This window comes from Microbacterium aurantiacum, from assembly GCF_002872075.1.
Classification (GTDB): Bacteria; Actinomycetota; Actinomycetes; order Actinomycetales; family Microbacteriaceae; genus Microbacterium; species Microbacterium aurantiacum_A.
On record NZ_PGGU01000025.1, the window covers coordinates 87,270 to 104,953 of the forward strand.

Annotated in this window: 16 protein-coding genes; 10 read left to right on the forward strand and 6 right to left on the reverse strand. The window is 69.4% G+C overall.

The genetic code is table 11. From position 1 onward, the window contains the following. Positions 1-40: 40 nt before the first annotated feature. A complete protein-coding gene (locus CUR96_RS16125) occupies positions 41-955 on the reverse strand; it encodes a glycosyltransferase family 2 protein (RefSeq protein WP_180969074.1) in 915 nt (304 codons plus the stop codon). A gap of 52 nt (positions 956-1,007) precedes the next feature. Here CUR96_RS16125 and CUR96_RS16130 point away from each other — a divergent pair, with 52 nt between their 5' ends. The 5 genes from CUR96_RS16130 to CUR96_RS16150 all read left to right on the forward strand — a co-directional run bounded on the left by CUR96_RS16130 (position 1,008) and on the right by CUR96_RS16150 (position 6,091). Continuing rightward, the gene (locus CUR96_RS16130) at positions 1,008-1,958 is read left to right on the forward strand and encodes a glycosyltransferase family 2 protein (RefSeq protein ID WP_102194349.1); all 951 of its coding nucleotides are present in this window, start codon (positions 1,008-1,010) and stop codon (positions 1,956-1,958) included. A gap of 38 nt (positions 1,959-1,996) precedes the next feature. Further along, on the forward strand, positions 1,997-2,836 hold the full coding sequence (locus tag CUR96_RS16135; RefSeq protein ID WP_146008168.1) for an alpha-1,2-fucosyltransferase: 840 nt from the start codon (positions 1,997-1,999) through the stop codon (positions 2,834-2,836). Positions 2,837-2,885: 49 nt separating this feature from the next. Then, positions 2,886-3,740: a glycosyltransferase gene (locus tag CUR96_RS16140; protein ID WP_102194351.1), complete on the forward strand. Its 855-nt coding sequence runs from the start codon at positions 2,886-2,888 to the stop codon at positions 3,738-3,740. Positions 3,741-3,804: 64 nt separating this feature from the next. Then, on the forward strand, positions 3,805-4,866 hold the full coding sequence (locus CUR96_RS16145) for a glycosyltransferase family 4 protein (protein WP_102194352.1): 1,062 nt from the start codon (positions 3,805-3,807) through the stop codon (positions 4,864-4,866). Between the two features lie 28 nt (positions 4,867-4,894). Continuing rightward, positions 4,895-6,091, forward strand: coding sequence for a hypothetical protein (locus CUR96_RS16150; RefSeq protein ID WP_102194353.1), 1,197 nt, complete (start codon positions 4,895-4,897; stop codon positions 6,089-6,091). A gap of 15 nt (positions 6,092-6,106) precedes the next feature. On the opposite strand, the gene CUR96_RS16155 is transcribed toward CUR96_RS16150, so the two are convergent. Genes CUR96_RS16155 through CUR96_RS16170 form a run of 4 tightly spaced genes read right to left on the reverse strand, consistent with a single transcriptional unit; the run spans position 6,107 to position 11,243 of the window. After that, positions 6,107-7,009 carry a polysaccharide pyruvyl transferase family protein gene (locus CUR96_RS16155; RefSeq protein ID WP_102194354.1) on the reverse strand — a complete coding sequence of 301 codons (903 nt, stop codon included), beginning with the start codon at positions 7,007-7,009 and terminating at the stop codon, positions 6,107-6,109. Beyond that, positions 7,006-8,163 carry a glycosyltransferase family 4 protein gene (locus CUR96_RS16160; RefSeq protein WP_180969075.1) on the reverse strand — a complete coding sequence of 386 codons (1,158 nt, stop codon included), beginning with the start codon at positions 8,161-8,163 and terminating at the stop codon, positions 7,006-7,008. The genes CUR96_RS16155 and CUR96_RS16160 overlap by 4 nt, the downstream gene beginning before the upstream one ends. 1 nt (position 8,164) lies before the next feature. Beyond that, on the reverse strand, positions 8,165-9,772 hold the full coding sequence (locus CUR96_RS16165; RefSeq protein WP_146008169.1) for a polysaccharide biosynthesis tyrosine autokinase: 1,608 nt from the start codon (positions 9,770-9,772) through the stop codon (positions 8,165-8,167). Continuing rightward, complete coding sequence (locus CUR96_RS16170; RefSeq protein ID WP_180969076.1) at positions 9,759-11,243, reverse strand: O-antigen ligase family protein; 1,485 nt, start codon at positions 11,241-11,243, stop codon at positions 9,759-9,761. The genes CUR96_RS16165 and CUR96_RS16170 overlap by 14 nt, the downstream gene beginning before the upstream one ends. A 218-nt stretch (positions 11,244-11,461) precedes the next feature. On the opposite strand from CUR96_RS16170, the gene CUR96_RS16175 reads away from it, so the two are divergent. Next, positions 11,462-12,112, forward strand: a complete 651-nt coding sequence (locus CUR96_RS16175) for a hypothetical protein (RefSeq protein ID WP_102194358.1) — start codon at positions 11,462-11,464, stop codon at positions 12,110-12,112. A 21-nt stretch (positions 12,113-12,133) separates the two neighbouring features. Then, a complete protein-coding gene (locus tag CUR96_RS16180) occupies positions 12,134-13,153 on the forward strand; it encodes a TlpA family protein disulfide reductase (protein WP_102194359.1) in 1,020 nt (339 codons plus the stop codon). On the opposite strand, the gene CUR96_RS16185 is transcribed toward CUR96_RS16180, so the two are convergent. Then, on the reverse strand, positions 13,150-14,202 hold the full coding sequence (locus tag CUR96_RS16185) for a heparan-alpha-glucosaminide N-acetyltransferase domain-containing protein (RefSeq protein WP_180969077.1): 1,053 nt from the start codon (positions 14,200-14,202) through the stop codon (positions 13,150-13,152). The genes CUR96_RS16180 and CUR96_RS16185 overlap by 4 nt on opposite strands. Before the next feature lie 152 nt (positions 14,203-14,354). On the opposite strand from CUR96_RS16185, the gene CUR96_RS16190 reads away from it, so the two are divergent. The 3 genes from CUR96_RS16190 to CUR96_RS16200 all read left to right on the forward strand — a co-directional run bounded on the left by CUR96_RS16190 (position 14,355) and on the right by CUR96_RS16200 (position 17,672). After that, complete coding sequence (locus CUR96_RS16190; protein ID WP_102194479.1) at positions 14,355-15,665, forward strand: UDP-glucose dehydrogenase family protein; 1,311 nt, start codon at positions 14,355-14,357, stop codon at positions 15,663-15,665. Next, positions 15,665-16,771 (forward strand): glycosyltransferase, encoded by a 1,107-nt coding sequence (locus tag CUR96_RS16195; RefSeq protein WP_180969078.1) that lies wholly within the window; start codon positions 15,665-15,667, stop codon positions 16,769-16,771. The genes CUR96_RS16190 and CUR96_RS16195 overlap by 1 nt, the downstream gene beginning before the upstream one ends. 133 nt (positions 16,772-16,904) lie before the next feature. Then, positions 16,905-17,672 (forward strand): low molecular weight phosphatase family protein, encoded by a 768-nt coding sequence (locus CUR96_RS16200; RefSeq protein ID WP_281255070.1) that lies wholly within the window; start codon positions 16,905-16,907, stop codon positions 17,670-17,672. The last annotated feature ends 12 nt before the right edge of the window (positions 17,673-17,684 follow it).

Consider the following 17,684-nt stretch of genomic DNA (forward strand, 5'->3'; position numbering starts at 1 on the left):
ACCCCGCGCCACTGACCGCGATGCGGTGGTCAGCGATGGTTCAGGCGGCGTGCGAACCTCGGATACGGCGGCCCAGCCGCGCCACCGCCGCTGCGATCGTCGACGCCGGAGCGCGCCGCGCGCCCCATATGGCGAGGCGAACGGCGTAGGACCGGTCCCGGCGGCGCAGGGCGTCGACGAACTCGCCGAGGTTGTCTTCTGCGGCATAGTGGCGGAATGCTCTGCGGTGCCGTCGCAGCAGTCCCGTCAGCACGTGATCATCGTGTCTTCGTGCGTCCCGCAGCAGGTCCAGCAGCACGCGCCGATTCGCCTCGCGTCCGGCCAGCCCCCGGCTGGTGACGTTCGCCGCGTGCCGTCGATAACCGACCAGTGCTCGGTCGACGGCCGCGAACTCTCCTCTCCGGAGCAGCCGCAGGATCAGGTCGTTGTCCTCAGCCGGTTCCATCTCGGTGCGGCATCCGCCCACCGCGAGATAGTCCTCTCGCCGGATGAGCAGCGTCGTGATCCGCGGCGGGAGGGACTCATAGGCGATCATCTGCACGGCCGTCGCCTGCCGAGCGCCCCAGTCGACGCCGAACGCCGCCCCGTCGGCATCCATGTACCAGCCCCCGGTGCAGGCCGCGATGGCTTCGGGCATGGCGTCGAGCGCTCGCAGCTGCTGCTCGATCCGCTCCGGATGCCAGACGTCATCGTCGTCGAGATATGCGATCCAGTCGCCCTCCGCCGCCGCCGCCCCGGAATTGCGGGCGACGGACAGCCCCGACGCGTCCTGCCGCACGTACCGTACGCCGATCCGGGCCGCGACTTCCGAGAGACCGGGCGCGGGTGAGCCGTCATCGACGAGCAGGATCTCGTGCACGGGCGACGTCTGGGCACGCACCGAAGCCACGGCTTCCTCGAGGTAGCGACCACCCCGGTTGGTCGGAACGATCACCGTCACACGGCGGTCTGCCATCTCCCGTACCTCCAGCCCTTCCAGCGGCGAGCCTACAACTAAGCTGAGCCGCATGTCCGACCCGGATCTCAGTGTGTGCATCGTCACCTATGAGCGCTCCGACTTCATGGTGCGATGCCTCCGATCGCTGGCAGAGCACGTCGGCGATGACGTCCAGGTCATCGTCGTGGATGCCTCCGCCACAGCGGACGACCGGGCCGCCGTCGCCGCCTTCCCCGCCGTCACGTATCTGCACCGCCCTGGGCTCGCGGGATGGATGACGCGTTCGCGCAATGAGGCCCTGCTGCACGCGCGCGGCGGCGTGATCTCCTTCCTCGACGACGATGTGGTCATCTCCTCCGGATGGCGGAGCGGGCTCACTGGCGCCTTCGGCTCCGAACCACGACCCGACGCCGTCGCGGGACGCACCCGCAACCTCCTCCCCGGCGAGGAGACGTACGACCTCCCGATCGGCCGGCTGCGCGACGACGGTACGCTGACGGCCGGGTTCGCGTCGCTGCCCAGCGGGATCATCGACGTCGATCACGGCATCGGCGCCAACATGTCGTTCCGCCGGGAGGTGCTCGCCCGGCTGGGTGGGTTCCGCGATGACTACCCGGGGACCGCCATGCGGGAGGACACCGACATCTTCCTGCGGATCAAGCGGATCGGCGGCCGGACCGTCTTCGCGCCGGATGCCGTCGTCGACCATCTCCCGGCACCGCACGTGAAGGGTCGTCGCTTCGACACCCGGTACAAGCTCTACGGCCGTCGGAACCACATGGTGCTCCTCGCGCGATACGCCGGGCTTCGCGCACCGCTTCTGCGTCGGTGGATCGGCGCCGACCTGCGCGCCATCCGCGACGCCGGCGGGCTCCGCCGGCGCATCGAGCGCCTCGGTGTCTCGGTCCTGGGTATCGCCTGGGGTGCCGGGGCGGCGATCCGGCAGGCCGGACTGGCGCCGCTGCCGGCCGAGCGATCCGGGCCCGAAGCGGAACGCATCCGGGCAGCCCTGCGTCGATAGTCTTCACCCGCCCTCGACGCGGGTCCTATCCTGGCTGAGTGCCCGAATCCCTGCGCCCGGTTGCGCGCATCGCGCGTCATCTCGCCTGGCGCGCCCGACGCCTGGGGGTTGTGACCGCGGATCGCTTCCGCCGCGGAGACCGCACGGTCACGATGACTCCCCCGGCGGGACTGCGGTTCGGGAACTGGCTCTATCTCTGGCTGCACGCGCACGAGTCGTCCGCGGCCGGACACCCGTGGCGGGTGCTCGAAGCGCCGGGAATGGACGAGTGGTTCGACGCCTTCCCCGGCCTGCGTGAACTCACGGTCACCCGGGCCGAGCTGCGCTTCCACGATCGTCGCGTGTGGGGCGAGCGTCACTGGAACCAGAAGTTCGGCGAGGAGTTCACCCGCCCCGCCCTCGATGCCTTCATCGCCGACGTCCTCGCACCGCATGTCCCGGTCGATGACAGCGACACCATCGTCGTCAACGTCCGCCGCGGTGACTACTACGCGCAGGACCATCTCCGTGCCCTCTACGCATTCGACCAGGCCGGCTACCTCGCCGACGCCCTCGAGTCGGTCGGCTCGGCCTCGCGCATCCGGCTCGTGTCCGACGACCCCGAATGGTGCCGCGAGAACGTGGCGAACCTGCTGGAGCGCCACGCCGACGAGGTCGTGTACGAGCCCCGCGGCGCTCTGGGCAACTTCCTCGCGGTATGCGGCTCCCGCGTGCTGATCGGCACGAACTCGACCTTCTCGTACTGGGGCGGCTATGTCGCGGGAGTGCTGCACCCCGATGCCCGAGTCGTGATGCCCCGCTTCCACGCTCGCCGCGAGCAGGGCACCGATGCCTACCAGCTCGACCCGTCGTGGACGATCATCGACGGGCACCACTGAGCCGCGGTGCGCGTGGGCCTAGACTTTGGCTGCTGAGGGGAGCTGACGCATGGGGACAGGCACGATCGGAATCATCATTCCGGTGTACAACACCGATGGTGCGTATCTCGATGAGAGCATCGCTTCCGCACGGGCGCAGACCGTGGCCTGCCCGATCGTCGTCGTCGATGACGGATCGACGAACCCGAGCACGGTGGACGCACTCGCCCGGTGGTCGGACCGGGGCGTGCATGTCGTGCGGCATCCGGAGAACCGCGGCACGAGCGTCGCGCTGGATTCCGGTGCGGCCGCTCTCGACACCGACTACCTCATGCCCATGGGCAGTGACGACCGCATCCTCCCCTCGTTGTGCGCCGAGGTCGCCGCCGTGCTCGACGCCGACGAATCGGTGGGCATCGTGTCGACCGATCTGCGCTTCTTCGGCTCGTACGAAGGCGTCGATCGGCTGCCGGCCACTGACGGCGTCGCCGACATCCTGTTCGGGAACACGATCCCGGGCGCATCCGCATTCCGCCGGAGCGATTGGGTCGCCCTCGGCGGGTTCGCGACCGGACTCCGCTTCGGCCAGGACTGGGAGTTCTGGGTGCGCCTGCTGGCGAGCGGACGCACTGCTCGCGTCGTCCACCGGCCCCTCTACGAATACCGGCGGCACGCGGCGCAGGTGACCGCCACGATGACCGAAGACGGCAAGCTCACACACAGCCTCGACGTGGTCCGGCGGAACTCCGGGATCTGGGGCGCGCACGTCGAAGAGATCATGGCGCGGTACTGGAAGCTGGCGGACGAGCACACCCGGCAGTCCGCGCGCCTCGACGTCCTGGAACGCCGCTACGGAGCGCTCAATCGTCTGCTCGGTCGCGCCGCACGGTTCGTGAAGTCATTGCGGCCGCGATGGCGACGCTGATGACCGCGCAGCTGCTCCCGGATGCCGTCTGCAGGCTCACAGGCCGGACGAACGGCGCGACCTGATGGCCACGCCGCGCCTCACGATCGCCACCATCGCCACCGACGTGCCGATGGGCGCCCAGGCGTATCAATCGCAGATCGCGCGTCGAACCGTGGAGTCGCTGTCATCGGTATCGAGCGAGCGGTGGTCCTTTCGCCCACTGACCTTCCGATCGTTGCGGTCGACGCTGGCCGGCAACCGCAGGCTTCCGATCGGCCGCGTGGCCGCCGCGTCCCCGGCTGCCCGCCGCGCGATCGGACGGGTCCTGTACGCCGGCGATGCCGTCTCGCATCGGATGACCCTCGAGCTGCCGCCCTCGCCGCACGTCGACGTCGCGACGCTGCACGACGTCGTCGCGTGGCGGTTCTCCGACGAGTCGGCTCCGGTGCGCGCCGCCGCCGAGGAGTTGCGGCGAAGCGCCGCGGTCATCTGCGTCTCGACGTTCACCGCGTCAGAGGCCGTCGACCTGCTCGGCATCCGGGATCCCCACGTCATCCCGAATGGCGTGGATGCGCGCTACTTCGATGCGGAGCCGCTGGATGCCGCAAGGCGCCGTGCCCTCGGTCTCGAGGGGCCCTACGTGCTGCACGCAGGGGGCGCCGCCCTGCGCAAGAACCTCGCCGCGCTCGCCGAGGCGTGGCCGCGTGTCCATCGCGAGCGGCCCGACCTGCTCCTGGCTCTGGCCGGCCCGCCGCATCCGCAGCGCACGGCGCTGTTCGAGGGCATGCCAGGGGTGCGGCTGCTCGGCAGGCTTCCCGACGCGCAGATGCCGGGACTGGTCGCCTCGGCCCAGGCCGTCGTCGTCCCCTCGCTGTACGAGGGCTTCGGCCTTCCCGTGCTCGAGGCGATGGCGGCGAACGTCACGGTGGTCGCAGCGAACACCAGCAGCCTGCCCGAGGTCGCGGCCGGCCACGCACTCCTCGTCGAGCCGGATGCCGCCGCGATCTCCGCCGGACTCCTAGACGCCGCCTCGGGCGACCCGGCGCTGAGCGCCCTCGTGGCCGGTGGTCGCGAGCACGCAGCGGGCTTCACCTGGGAACGCAGCGCGCTCGCACACGCCCGCGTCTGGAACTCCTTGCGCTGAGACGCCTGCGGAGGGTCATACTGGGCGCATGGACGCGATCGTCACGTCGCCGCCGCGTATCGAACGCGATGACCGCGTGCGCGCGGTGGCCGACGTCAGCGGTCGACCGGGGCTGTGGTTCTCGGTGGAGGAACGCTTCGCCGACCTCATCGGCGATCGGGCCGACCACGTCGCGATCGGGCTGCTCATGCCCGCGATGAAGGAGGGTCGCGCCCTGCACATCGGCGGCGTGATGACGGATGCGCTGCTGCACAGCGTGAACGGCGATCTGCAGCGGCTCCTCCGGCTGATCCATCCGGAACTGCACGCGATCCGCGTCACGGCGGACGAGGTCGCCGCACCGCCGAGTCCCGCATCGGGCGTGTCGACGGGGTTCTCCGGCGGCGTGGATTCGTTCGCGACGCTTGCGGAGTACCTCTGGGCAGACGACGTCCCGGTGTCGCTGCGCGTGACCCACCTTCTCAACAACAATGTGGGCGCCCACGGGCACGGCGCCGAAGGCGACGCCCTCTGGCTCGCGCGTCGCGCGCCGCTCGAGCGGGCGGCCGCGGAGTTCGGCCTTCCGTTCGTCACGGTCGACAGCAATCTCGACGAGCACTACCCGCGGATCGGTTTCATCCAGTCGGTGACGATGCGCAACGCCACGGTTCCGCACCTGCTGAGCGCCGGTGTCGGCCGCCTGCACCTCGCCTCGGCGATCCCGTTCTCATACGTCCGCATCGACTCGTCCGGCGAGATCGCCCGTTTCGATCCGTTCCTCGTCCCGCTGCTGTCGACGACCACCGTCACCGTCAGCTCGGCGAACTCGGGACTCACCCGGGTGCAGAAGACCCTGTCGCTCATCGGGCGTGCGGAGTCCCGCTATCTCGACGTCTGCACGAACGGCGATCCGCGGCGGACGCGCAACTGCTCGGCCTGCTCCAAGTGCATGCGTGCGATGCTCACGCTGGAGATGGCGGGTCATCTGCAGGAGTTCTGCCCGCAGACGTTCGACATCGAGCCGTACCTCAACGGACGCGATGCGTTCATCGCGAGCGTGCTGTCCTCCGACGGCCCCTACCCTCGAGAGATCCGCGACTACGCGAAGGAGATCGGATGGCACTGGCGGGCATCCGATCGCCGGCGAGGCGCCGTGCAGAAGGCGCGCGACGCGGTGTCGCGTCTGGTGCATGAAGCGGCGTCGCTTCCGCTCGCGCGTCCCCTGCGACGCGCACTGCATCGTTGACGCGGTGCGGCTCTTTCACGCGCCCCGCAGCGCCGCCGGGATGCCCCCGGGAAAAGGGCGCTGACCGAGCGGCATTGCCGCCGCTTCGGCGAGCGCCCGCTCGAGCCCGTCGGAGAGTCGCGCGACGACGCCCTCATCCGCCGCCCAGGCCTCGGCCGCGAGCTCGTCCAGCGAAACAGCCTCCGCGAAGGGGCGGAACCGCGTGCGCCCGGGGGTGACCGCCGCCTCGTAGTCGCGGAACTTGAAGTCGCCCCCTCCGAGTGGCGGGTCCAGCGTCGTCCACGCCGCCGGAATGCCGTAGGAATCCGCCGTGATCAGCCCGTGCAACGACGTCGTGATCACGGCACGGCTCGCTGCGATCTCGCGCACCGCCGCCGGAGCCCGCTGATGCACGTTCACCACGCGCGCACCGTCGCCGGCTTCCTGAACTCGACGATCGAGTTGCGCATGCGGACGGTGATGTCCGTGCGGCACCACCGCGATCCGGCCGTCCGCCGGCGGATGCGAAAGGTGTCTGGCGACGAGGATGCCCGGGTCGCCGAAGGCGGGCTCCGAAGACAGGCCGATGCGCTCCGCGGTGAGAGGCCCGCGGACGGCGAGGACGGATGCCGCAGGCAGCGGATGCCGCTGATCGTTCATGAGCCCTGAGCCCCAGATCGCCCCGGTGAAGTCCTGCGGCACGAACTCGAGCAGGCTCCCCACTCCGATCAGCCGCGCCGCTCGCGGCTCGCGGTACAGCGGCACCAAGCCGTAGTGCGGCAGCAGCCACGGCGTGAGATCGTCGCCGAAGTTCGGATGCCCGTCCCACCAGAACGCGGGGACGATCATGCCGTCGCGGCGAGCGCCAGGCTCCGCCAGCGCCTCGGCGAAGCGACGCAGCTGACGGCCGCGCCGGCGGAGAGCTCCCTCGTATCTCACGATCCGGCATCCGAACGCACCCGGGCGAACAGCTCCTCGTAGGCGAGTGCCACCCGGGACCAGTCGTACTCGCCGACTCTGACCGCCCCGTGTGCAGCGAGCCGCTGACGCAGCGCCTCGTCGGTCATCACCGACGTCAATGCCGCGGCCAGCGCTGCGGTGTCCTCCGGGTCGACGAGCAGCCCATCCTCGCCGTCCCGGACGAAGTCCGCCGCGCCGCCCCGTGACGTCATGACGAGGGCGGAGCCGCCTCTCCAGGCTTCGAGCGCGACGATCCCGAACGACTCGGACCGGCTCGGCACCGCGACGACCGCCGCGTCGCCGATGCGTCGCGCGACCGCCGCCGCGTCCTTCTCGCCGACCAGCGTGATGGCCTCGGTCAGCCCGAGCGCGACGATCTGCTGCTGCAGGCGGACGCGCTCCGGCCCGTCGCCGATGATCTCCAGCCGCACCCCGTCGAGTTCCGCCCGCGCGAACGCCTCGATGAGCAGATCGAAGCCCTTCATCCGGCCGAGCCGGCCGACGGCGAGCACGAGACGCTGACGTGGCAGCTCCGGGTCCACGATCCCGATCGACAGGTCGACGCCGTTCGGCACGACAGTCCCCCCTGCGAGCCCGAAACGAGCGCTGAGGTCATCGAGCACGTACGTGCTCGGGGCGGTCACCGCGGATGCCTGGCCCACCGCCGTGCGCAGACTCCGACGCAGCAGCGCGGAGCGCGCATAGACGCCGTTGTCATCGCCGAGGGTCTCGCCGTGGGAGCTGACCACCAGCGGCGTCGCGAAGACCCGGTGCAGCGCGGAGGCATAGATGCCGTTCGGTCCGAAACACTGCACCGACAGCACATCGGGCCGGAATCGTGCGTGCGTCCGGCGCCATTCACGCCAGGCCCGCGGCACCGACCAGACCGTGTGGAACAGCCCGTCGAGCGAGCGCGCGGGCAGCGGAGTGGGCAGGTACCGCACCGGAACGGGGAACGACCGCGACGACCACATGCCGCGGTCGACCGTCCACACCTCGACGGCATGCCCCCGCGCGTGCAGCTCGATCGCGACCTGCGCGACGTGCGTCTCGACCCCGCCGACGTGCGGAGCGAACGATGACGAGATCAGCGCGATGCGCAACGGGGAGCGCTGCCCTTCCGACGACGGCACGTCAACCGCTGGGTCGCCGTTTCGGCACCGACGTCTCGATGGCAGCTTCGTCGAAGAGCTGGTCCAGAGCGGCGTCCTCGTCGAAGTCCGCATTCTCCGCCGAGGTCGGGGCAGCGGGCCGAGGTCTGGGCTTCTGTCCCGTTCGCACGACGCCGCCGCCGGGCCGGGCGGCCGTCCGCACGCGTCGGGGCTTCGTCGGGGTCTTCGGTTTGACGGGTACTGTTTCGGGCTCGCGCTGGTGGTAGTCGTACGCGTAGTTCGCCGAGCCAGCGCCGGTCAGCGGCACCCGGTTGAGCACCACGCCGAGCACCCGACCCCGCACCTTCTCGAGGGCCTCGACCGCCTTGTCGACCAGGTCGTAGGTGCTGCTGCCCACGGTGACGACGATGATGGCGCCATCGGCCTGATGGGTGAGGATGGCGCCGTCGGTGACGGGCAGCAGCGGTGGCGCATCGATGATCACCGTGGCGTGCTCGGCGAGTTCGTTCAGCAGCGACCGCATCCGCTCGGACCCGAGCAGCTCACTCGGATTCGGCGGGATCGTGCCGGCCCCGAGAACGACGAGACCCGGAACGCGCGGCGTGCGCTGCAGCACCTCGATCAGATCGGCGCGGCCGGCGAGGACGTCGGTGAGACCCGCCCCGGGAATGAGCCCCATGGTCGTGGCCACCGTCGGGCGCCGGAGGTCGCCGTCGACCAGTGCCACGTGCTCGCCGTTCGCCGCGAGCATCGTCGCGAGGTTCGCGGCGACGGTGGACTTGCCCTCCCCCGGCATCGCGCTGGTGACGACGATGCAGCGCGGCGGATGGTCGACATCCATGAACTGCAGGTTCGTGCGCAGGGTGCGCAGCGATTCGGATACCGCGAAGCCGCCCTTCTTCTTGGCCGTGTCGGAGAGATCGAGGAGGCGCTGCTCCGGATCCTTCTTCCCGACCATCGGGATGCTGCCGAGCACCGAGACGCCGAGTCGCTGTTCGACGTCGTCGCCGGGGCGCACACGGCGATCGGACAGAGCACGCAGCAGGGCGAAGGCAATGCCGGCGCCGAATCCGAGGACGCCGCCGACGAGGAGCGCCGTCCTGGTGTCGGGGAAGCTCGGGGAAGCGGGGAGAGATGCCGATTCGCCGAGCACGATGCCGACGGGCGCCGAACCCGGCGTTCCGTCTCCCTCGTTCTCATCGATCGTGGCGGTGAGGCCGAGCACCCAGGCTGATGCGAGATCCCGCGCGGCTTCGGGCGTCGAGCCCTGGGCGGTGATCTTCAGGATCGGCGTGTTCAGTGGGTTCTCGACGGTGATGCGTCGCACGAGGTCCTCCGGAGCGACGTCGGTCCCGATCTCGTTCGCCGCGAACTCGGCGACGCTCGTCCAGTAGGCCATGTCCTGATAGGTCGGCACCTTCGCCTTGGCGAAGGTGTCGCTCGCGCTCGGAGCGAGGGCGACTCCCTGCTGGTCGGTCGCCTTCGATTTGAGGAAGCCGCTGGCCTGCGCTTCGTACACGGGGGTCTGGATGGATGCCCAGCCGTAGCCCGCACCGAGCCCCACGAGCACCAGCAGGGCGATCGCGATCGTATGACGCCTCAGTGCCAGGAGATAATCACGGATCTGCATGCACACCCCCAGTGTTTCGACTGATCTTACGCGCGGACCCGGCCGGCGGGCGGTGCGATCTTGTGACGTCTGCGAGACGGGGGCCGAGCGCCGCCGGCACGCGCCTTCCCCCGCGCCTCGGCGCGACCCGGCCAGTCCTCCGCCGCCGGTCGTTCCAGAAGCCCTCGGTCTCTCCCCGGCTGACCGCGAGAGCCTGCGCGCCCAGGCAGATTCCGGCGATGAGGAACGGGATCGACACCTGTGCCGAGACCCAGAACAGGTCGAACTGCGCCTGCACGATGCGGGCGAGCACGGATCCCAGAGCCAGCATCCCGAACCGGATGTCGACACGCCAGAGCACCGCGATGATCCCGATCCACATGACGACGAACCCCAGAAGGCCGACGAGGCCGGCGGAGGCCACGACTTCGAGTTCGGCCTGCGGCGGCTGGAAGTTCGCCGTCGGATGCACGTACCAGTAGCGCAGTCCATGGCCGACGAACGGCGAGTGCTTCCAGAGCGCGTACACCTCCTGGATCCATTCGACCCGCTGGTACACGGAGTTGAAGCGGTTCTGCGAATCCACCTGCTCGATGACGCTCTGCACGATGAGGAAAGCGCTGGGAACGGCGATCAGGGTGATGAGGATCCAGTGCCGGGCCGCTCCCTGACGGAACACGTGGACGAGGAGCGCCACGAGGAATCCGATCATCGCCTGCCGGGACTGGGTGAGGGCGAGCGCCAGGAGGAACAGGATCATCGCGGCGCGCGCCCACCGCTGGGGGATCTGCGCCCAGTCCGGGTTGATGTACGCGACGAAGGCGGCGAACGCGAGCGCGCATCCCGCGAAGTTCTTGTGCATGGGCCACGGCCACTGCGGGTACACGGCTCCGAAGTCCTCGGCGGCGACCAGCATGAGCGCGGTGGCGAGGGTGCCGAGCGCGATGAGCGTCGAAACGGCATAGATGAGAATCAGAGCGGTGCGGGCTTTGCCCGCGCGCCCGATCGCCCAGCCGCTGAGGAGGGCTCCCGATACGAGGAGCCAGGCGTGGAACCATTCGATCGCGTTCTGCGCGAAAGGGTTGATGATGACGGTGAACACCGTGGTGAACTGATAGATCAGGTTCAGCTGCAGCAGTGCCTTCAGTGGCGGGCTGAGGTCGCGGTCGCCGAGGAACACCGCGGTGCCGAACGCCGCGGCGAGCGCGGCATCAGACACGGTCAGGTCGCCGGGTCCGATTCCGATGCGCTCGACGATGAACAGCGCGGGTGTCGCCATCAGCGCGATCGCCATCGGCTGCGATGCCGTGAGCACCGCCCCGATGAGAAAGACGCCGATCGCTGCCGCCGTGACCACGCCGTTGGCGATCCCTCGGTCGAGCAGCAGATATCCGCCGGCGGCGACTCCGCAGGCGAACAGCACCCAGCGCCAGACGCCGGCCCACCAATCGCGCAGGCGAGAGGGCTGGCCGGTCACGCGTCGCGCGTGCATTCCTTCATCCCCATTGCGCCCCCTCAAGCGTGGTCTCAGTATGGCACTGCGGCCCCTCGCAGCCCAGAGACCGTCGGTTCGATCAATTTCGGACATCGTTCGATCGAGATGCGACACCCATCAGCCATAACGTACAGAGTTCCGCCAGTCTCAGAGAAACCGCTTGTGCGGTTCCCTTACCCTTCCGCTTCCCCAGCGGAACGACCACCGGAGATCCCATGTCTGAAGAGAACACCTTCGCGCCCAAGGGCGTTTCGCGTCGTACCCTCGTGAAGGGCGCGGCCTGGTCGCTGCCCGTCATCGCGGTCGCCGCAGCCACCCCGCTCGCCTCGGCATCCGTCGTCCCGACCTGGAACGCAACCGTCACCGCTGACTGCAGCGGCGACTACGACATCTCGGTGCTGACCGGAATCGTCGGAGCGGGCCTCGTCGGCGTCGTGCAGACCGCGCTCGGTGTCCTCGGCCTCGAGCCGAACGCGACTCGCGAGTTCATCGTCACCGCGACGACCGGCGACATCCCGGCCGGTACCCAGTACCTGCTCACCGACCCGAACGCGCTGCTGACCGTCGACGGCCTCGGCGACGTCATCGGCGCCGGCGTTGCTGGCGTCGTCAGCACCTCCGAGGGCTTCCTGATCACGCTCACCAACGCGATCCCCCAGGGCAGCACCTTCACCGTCGACGTCTACCGCGCTGTCGTCAACGTCGGCGCGCTGAGCAGCTTCACGCTGACCCAGGTCCAGACCGACGCCAACGCAGGCGACAACAGCGCGACGACCGGCAGCCTGCTTGCCGCCGCGATCGACCTGGGCTCGCTCGGCATCCCGTTCGTCTCGGGCTCGCTCGCCGTTCAGACCTGCGACCTTTGATCTGACGCTAATCTGAGGGTTATGCCCACGAACCCCGTCGAGTTCATTCTGATGTTCTCGACGGGGTTCGTCGCGTTCGTGCTCCTGCTTTCCGGCACCGCGAAGACCCGTCGCACCGCCCGCACCCTCGACAGCATGGCGGACCTCGGAGTTCCCGAGTTCGCCCGGCGCCGGTGGATCGCCGCCGCGGTTCCCGTATGGGAGATCGGGCTCGGCCTCGCCCTGCTCCTGGCCCCCGGCTGGTATCGCGCAGCGGCCGCGGCGCTCGCCCTGGGCACCTTCGCGATCTTCACCGTGTTCATCGTCAAGGTGCTGCGCCGCGGTGATGAGGTGGATTGCGGATGCTTCGGGCCGCTGTCGGTCGATGACCGCGTCACGGGATGGACGGCCGCCCGCAACATCGTGCTGATGGCCGCCTCGGGCGCCATCGCGGTCACCGCTCTGCCGCACGGGTCGTTCGTCGTCGAGCTCTTCCGGTCCGAACGGGAGCTGGTTCTGCTCTGCGGCCTCGCCTGGGCCCTGCTCGCCGTCGCCGTCCTCACGGCCGCTCTGCTCCGCGCCCGTCGCGCCGGCACTGATGCGACACCGGAATCCCCTGGGGCCTCAGTGTCTTCGGAAGGCGATCCGATTCCGGACGCCGAACTCGTGAGCCCCGAAGGCGTCACGATCCCCCTGCACGCGCTCGGCGGCGGATCCCCCGTGCTGCTCGTCTTCCTCTCCGCGGAATGCGGGAAATGCGTCTCCGTCGCGCGCCGGCTTCCCGAGTGGCAGCAGGCGATCGGCTCGTCGGTGCTACTGCGGGTCGCGACCTCTTCGCGCCCCGACGTCATCGCCGACCGCATTCCGGAGGTGCTGCCCTTCGCCTACTTCGGGGCGCGAGCAGCCAAACGAGCTCTCGGCGTCGAGGGCATCCCCTCGGCCCTGCTGCTCGGCGGCCTGAGTCACCGCTTCGTCGCATCACCGACCGCTCATCGAGAAGACGAGATCGATGCACTCGTGCGCGGAATCGTCAACGCACAGGCGGCGACCGCGGCCGGCTAGTGGCGTCGCCAGCGCTTCGGGCGCCCGGTGACCAACCCCAGTACCCACTCGATGGGTCCGGTCCCGACGAAGCGCGCCCAGGCCCAGCCGAGAAGCGCCATGCCGGGAACGATGACGATCCACCCCAGCAGCACGTTCTCGTCGGGGAATCCGTTCACGCGAGCCCAGATCGCGATGAGACCGACGTGCAGGACGTACAGGCTCAGAGCGACCTGCCCCCAGGCTCCGATGGGGCCCAGCGCCCTCGCGAAGACGCTGTTGCGGGCCGTCGCCATCAGCACGACGACGACATACACCGCGAAGACCAGACCGACATCATGCAGCGTGTCGAGATAGTCGCCCGACTGGGCCTTTACTGTGAAGAACTTCTCCATGACCAGGGGACCGAGGAAGGCGACGGGCGCGACCGCTGCCATCGTCCAGAGCACTCGGTCACGCCGGAAGCCGTGGCGCAGCAGCAGCGCACCCAGCAGGAAGAAAGGGAGCAGGTTGATCAGCCGGTAGGAACGGCCGAGCGCCAGACCGTTCGCGATCTCCTGCACGATGAGCGGTTGCGTGTAGACCCAGAGCGCACCGCGCGCCAGCGCCACCAGCGGCTGACTCAGCAGCGCGATCGCAGCGGCGACCACGATCAGGGTCCGCGTCCCCAGGAGCAGCAGCGGCACGCCGAGGACCAGCAGCAGTCCGAGCGCCTGCAGTACGATCGCCACCCACGAACCCCACGTCGCCGTCCAGATCCCCAACGCGACGAGGATCACTCCGCGCCAGCTCTGCTGCAGGAGTGTGCGCCGGATCCCGGCGCGGCGGTTCCAGACCAGCTGCGCCGAAATTCCCATGACGAGGGCGAACAGGGGCGAGGCGACGTCATTGATGGTCCCCTGCATGTACAGCAGCACCCTCGGCAGGTCCGGCACGAAGGGGCCCGCGTGGGAGATCAGCATCGCGAGGATGGCGACCCCGCGCAGAACGTCAGGGATCAGCATCCGTCGTCGTGAGCGCGATGCCGATCGGCCTTCGCTCCTGGTGCCGGTCAGATTGCCGGTGCTCATATCCGTTCCCAACATGTGGAGGTGACCAAGCCCGGTCGCCGGTCGTGACCCAGGGCATCTCCAGCCTAGAGATTCGCGTGCAGTTCACCTATCACCGTCACGGAATGCGCGATGATGAGGTGTCGACGCCCCCTTCGGGAGAGGAACGTATCGTGCGATTGTCGGTCATCGGCTGCGGTTACCTGGGAGCCGTGCACGCTGCGGCCATGACGTCGATCGGTCACGAGGTGATCGGAATCGACATCGACCCGCGCAAGATCGAAGCGCTGTCCCGCGGCGAGGCGCCGTTCTTCGAGCCAGGACTCCAGGACATCCTCGCCGAGGGCATCGCCTCCGGCCGTCTGTCGTTCACGTCGGACATCGCCGCTGCCGAAGGCGCCGCGGTTCACTTCATCGGGGTCGGAACGCCGCAGCAGCAGGGCGGGCACGCCGCCGATCTCAGCCATGTGAACGCCGCCTTCGATGCCCTCCTCCCCTACCTGCACGAGGGCGACGTCGTCGCCGGCAAGTCCACCGTCCCTGTGGGCACGGCGATCGAACTGGCGCCACGGGTCGAGGCGACCGGTGCCACGCTGGTCTGGAATCCGGAGTTCCTCCGCGAGGGCTGGGCCGTGCAGGACACGATCGATCCTGATCGCCTCGTGGTCGGGATAGCGGCGACGCCCGCGGGCGAACGCGCTGCCCAGGTGCTGCGCGAAGTCTTCCACCCCGCGGTCGCGAAGGGCACGCCGTTCCTCGTCACCGACTACGCGACGGCTGAGCTCGTCAAGGTCGCCGCGAACGCGTTCCTCGCGACGAAGATCTCGTTCATCAACGCCATGGCCGAGATCGCCGAGGTCACCGGTGCCGACGTGACGCAGCTCGCCGAGGCGCTCGGACACGACGACCGGATCGGCAAGCGGTTCCTCGGTGCCGGGATCGGCTTCGGCGGCGGATGCCTCCCCAAGGACATCCGCGCTTTCGCGGCGCGCGCGGAAGAGCTCGGGCGGCGCGAGTCGGTCGCCTTCCTCCGCGAGGTCGACGCCATCAACATGAGACGCCGCGACCGCGCAGTGGAGCTCGTCGTGGAAGCTCTGGGCGGCGTCGTGTTCGGCAAGAAGGTCGCCGTGCTCGGGGCGGCGTTCAAGCCGCACAGCGACGACGTCCGCGACTCACCTGCACTCGACGCAGCGGTGAGGCTGAACGGCCTCGGAGCCGATGTCGTCATCACGGACCCGCAGGCGATCGCGAACGCCCGGCGGCTGCACCCGCAGCTCACCTATGAAGCCGACCGCGATGAGACGCTGCGCGGAGCGGATGCGGTGCTCGTCGTCACGGAATGGGACGAGTACCGGCGCCGGATGACTCCGCAGCATGCGGCCTCATTGACGCGAGGACACGTGATCGTCGACGGCCGCAACTGCCTGGATGCCGCCGCCTGGCGTGCCGCCGGATGGACCTACTTCGGCATGGGTCGACCGTAGTGACGGGCCTTCTCGTCCATGAGTGGATCGAAGCATCCGGTGGAGCCGAGCAGGTGCTCGAGGCGATGGCGCGGGCGTTCCCCGGCGCAGACATCCAGTGCCTGTGGGACGACGCACCCCGACGATTCGCCGACCGCCGCGTCTTCGAGACCTGGCTCGCCCGCACTCCACTGCGACGACACAAGGCACTCGCCCTGCCCTTCACCACCGCGGTCTGGCGGCGGCTCCGCGCTCGTGAGGACTACGACTGGATGCTGGTCAGCTCGCATCTCTTCGCTCACCACGCACGTCTGTCCGGTCACGACGTTCCGAAGTTCGTCTACGCGCACACCCCGGCTCGGTACATCTGGAATCCCGAGCTGGATCAGCGCGGCGACAGGGCTGTGGTGAGGGCGGTGTCGCCGATGTTCCGACGGCTCGACCGTCGTCGCGCGCAGGAAGCGACGGCGATCGCCGCGAACAGCGCGTTCGTTCGCGACCGGATCGCGACAGCGTGGGAACGGGACGCCGTCGTCATCCACCCGCCCGTCGCCGTGGACCGCGTCCGCGCCACCGCCGACTGGCGCAACGCCGTGACCGACGACAGCGAGCGGCGTGTGCTCGACGACCTGCCCGAGTCGTACGTGCTCGGCGCATCGCGGTTCATCCCCTACAAGCGACTCGATCTCGTCATCCGGGCGGCCGAGAAGGCCGGGCGGCCCGCCGTCATCGCCGGCCGGGGCCCGGAGGGAGCTCACCTTCGCACATTGGCCGCAACAGCGCGTGTCCCGGTTCGGATCGTGGAATCGCCCTCCGACGCGATGCTCTACGCCCTGATGCAACGGGCCGGGGTGTTCGTCTTCCCGCCGGTCGAGGACTTCGGCATCGTCGTCGTGGAAGCGCAGGCCGCCGGAGCTCGGGTCGTCACCGGCCCCGTCGGCGGGCAGGTCGAGGCGATCGAGCCCGGTGTCAGCGGCGTGATCGCCGCATCAGCCGATGTCGCCGACCTGGCGGTCGCCATCGAGACCGCGCTCGGGATGGTGCCATTCGACGCGGCGGCGGTGACCGCGCGGTTCCGGGAGGAACGCTTCGCCGACTCCATCCGCGCATTCGTCGGGGCAACGTGACATCGGATCGCCTCGCTGGGTCTCAGTGCCGTCGAAGGGTCCCGCACTCGAGTTCGGCTCGCTGAGTGTTCGGATGCTACGCCGTCATGCCGGTTGCACGTCTTCACAACCGGAGTCGCTCTACGCTGGAGGAATGAGTGAACCCGGTTCGCAGAATCCCCATATCGAGCTGAGTCGCCGTCAGCGGCGGGAGCTCCTCGACGCACTCAGCTCATCCGCTCAAGAGGAGACCTCCATCATCACCGGCGTGCCGGCGGTGGTGGTTCCGGCGGCGGCTCCCGCTCCTGCGGTCCCTGTGGAGCCCGCTGAGGCTCCCACCATCCTGATGGTGTGCACCGGGAACATCTGCCGCTCACCGATGGCTGAGGTGCTCCTTCGCGCCCGCCTGAGCGAACTCGGCGTGCGGGTGCACAGCGCCGGCACGCATGCCCTGGTCGATCACGGGATGACGGATCCCGCGCAGGAGCTCGCCATCGGTCTCGGCGCCGTTCCAGTGGAGGCTGCCGCTCACCGCGCGCGCTTCCTCGTCGAGCCGCTGCTGGGCGAGTCCGACCTCGTGCTCGCGATGGCGAGAGAGCACCGCACGCACGCCGTTCAGTTGTCGCCCGGCATCCTTCGGCGGGTGTTCACGCTCCGCGAATTCGCCCGTCTGGCCTCGACGCTCACGTCCGATCAGGCGCGCGCAGCGGCGAACGCCGCCGGGGCCTCGCCGCGAGAACGGCTGCGCGCTGTCGTCAGCGCCGTCGGCGCCCAGCGCGGGATGACGCCGGCCGGACCCTCCGAAGACGACGACGTGATCGACCCCTATCGTCGTTCGCAGAAGACGTACGACCTGTCGGCATCGCAACTCGCGCCTGCGCTGGACGAAGTGGCCCGGGTGCTCCGGGCGGGGTTGAGCTGAGAGCTCGCTGAT

Excerpts from the sequence above, each read along its gene's own strand:
- CUR96_RS16125 (WP_180969074.1), bottom strand. The coding sequence starts at position 955 with ATGGCAGACCGCCGTGTGACGGTGATCGTTCCGACCAACCGGGGTGGT.
- CUR96_RS16130 (WP_102194349.1), top strand. The coding sequence starts at position 1,008 with ATGTCCGACCCGGATCTCAGTGTGTGCATCGTCACCTATGAGCGCTCC.
- CUR96_RS16140 (WP_102194351.1), top strand. The coding sequence starts at position 2,886 with ATGGGGACAGGCACGATCGGAATCATCATTCCGGTGTACAACACCGAT.
- CUR96_RS16145 (WP_102194352.1), top strand. The coding sequence starts at position 3,805 with ATGGCCACGCCGCGCCTCACGATCGCCACCATCGCCACCGACGTGCCG.
- CUR96_RS16150 (WP_102194353.1), top strand. The coding sequence starts at position 4,895 with ATGGACGCGATCGTCACGTCGCCGCCGCGTATCGAACGCGATGACCGC.
- CUR96_RS16165 (WP_146008169.1), bottom strand. The coding sequence starts at position 9,772 with ATGCAGATCCGTGATTATCTCCTGGCACTGAGGCGTCATACGATCGCG.
- CUR96_RS16170 (WP_180969076.1), bottom strand. The coding sequence starts at position 11,243 with ATGCACGCGCGACGCGTGACCGGCCAGCCCTCTCGCCTGCGCGATTGG.
- CUR96_RS16175 (WP_102194358.1), top strand. The coding sequence starts at position 11,462 with ATGTCTGAAGAGAACACCTTCGCGCCCAAGGGCGTTTCGCGTCGTACC.
- CUR96_RS16180 (WP_102194359.1), top strand. The coding sequence starts at position 12,134 with ATGCCCACGAACCCCGTCGAGTTCATTCTGATGTTCTCGACGGGGTTC.
- CUR96_RS16185 (WP_180969077.1), bottom strand. The coding sequence starts at position 14,202 with ATGAGCACCGGCAATCTGACCGGCACCAGGAGCGAAGGCCGATCGGCA.
- CUR96_RS16200 (WP_281255070.1), top strand. The coding sequence starts at position 16,905 with ATGAGTGAACCCGGTTCGCAGAATCCCCATATCGAGCTGAGTCGCCGT.